Source organism: Paracraurococcus ruber, from assembly GCF_004353985.1.
GTDB lineage: Bacteria > Pseudomonadota > Alphaproteobacteria > Acetobacterales > Acetobacteraceae > Paracraurococcus > Paracraurococcus ruber.
This window is the reverse complement of record NZ_SMOA01000583.1, coordinates 1-1,240: the sequence shown is the minus strand read 5'-3', so window position 1 is coordinate 1,240 and position 1,240 is coordinate 1. Positions and strand designations below refer to the sequence as shown.

The 1,240-nt window shown below is 80.3% G+C and carries 1 protein-coding gene and 1 pseudogene; both read left to right on the top strand.

What is annotated here, in order from left to right; genetic code table 11:
- A partial coding sequence (locus tag E2C05_RS31905) for a hypothetical protein (protein ID WP_205083267.1) occupies positions 1-664 on the top strand: 664 nt, incomplete at its 5' end.
- Positions 651-1,240, top strand: a pseudogene (locus E2C05_RS31900) (segregation/condensation protein A); the annotation flags it as partial. The gene E2C05_RS31905 and the pseudogene E2C05_RS31900, both read left to right, overlap by 14 nt.

Sequence of the window (1,240 nt, the reverse complement as noted above, 5' to 3'; positions counted from 1 at the left end):
CGGCGCCGCCCCCGCCGGGGCGGGCCGGCCGCGCCGCGCCATGACACATGGCCCCGCGGCCAGCGGCGCGCCGGCGGCGGAGGCGCTCGCCCTGCCGCATCCGGACTGGCTCTACCACCACCTGCGGGTCGCCGGCGACCCGACGGAGGTGGCCGGCTTCCGCGCCGCGGCGGCCGGGCCGGGGGTGATCCCCTGGGCGGAGGATGCCGGCCAGGCCGCGGAGGACTGGTTCCACCTGCTGGCCGCCCCGCCCCCGCCGCAGCGACGCAGCCTGAGCCTCGAGGGCTGCCGCATCCTGTCGGCGCAGTTGCGGGACGCGGCGGAAGCGCGCGGCCGCCTGGTCGCCGAGCGCGCCGCCGGCAGCCGCGCCTGCCCGCTCTGCCTGCACCGGCTGCTGCCGGTGCCGCCGCGGCTGCTGCGGCTGGGGCCGGCCGCGCCGGAAAGCCGCGCCTGGCTCTGGGCGCAGTGGGGCACCACCCTGGCGCTGCGCGGCGTGGTCGAATTGCCGGTGCCGGGCCGCGGCAAGCCGCCGCCACGGGATCCCGGCCTCGCCTGGCTGGGCTTCTGGTCGGCGGACTGGACGCCCTGGCCGGCCATCCTGGCGCTGCGGGCGCGCTGGCCCGGCCTCTCCTTCGCCGTCCGGCCGATCTATGACGACCCCTGAGGACGCCGCGGCGCGCGCTTCGGTCGGCAACAGCGGCGCGCCGGTGCTGCGGCTGGAGGCCTGGGAAGGCCCGCTCGACCTGCTGCTGGAATTGGCGCGGGCGCAGCGGGTGGATCTGGCGCGGGTCTCGGTGGCCGCGCTGGCGGCGCAATTCGCCACTTCGGCGGAGGCGGCGATCGCCGCCGGCCGCGTGCCGCTGGCGCGCGTCGCCGAATGGGTGGTGATGGCCGCCTGGCTGCTGGCGCTGCGGTCCCGGCTGCTGCTGCCGGCCGGGCTGGCGGAGCAGGACGAGGCCGAGCGCGAGGCCGCCGATCTCCGCCGCCGCCTGGCCGACCGGGAGGCGGCGCGGCGGCTGGCGGACTGGCTGGAGCGGCGGCCGCAGCTCGGGCGGGCGGTGTTCGGCCGCGGCGCGGCGGAGCCGGAGGCGGCGGCCGAGCCGGCGGCGGACCTGGCCGAGCTGCTGCGGGCCTGCCTGAAGCTGCTGCAGGTCCCGCTGCGGGAGAGGGTGTACCGGCCGCGGCCGCCCCTGCTCTGGCGCGCGCCGGAGGCGCTGCTGCGCCTGCGGGCGCTGCTGCC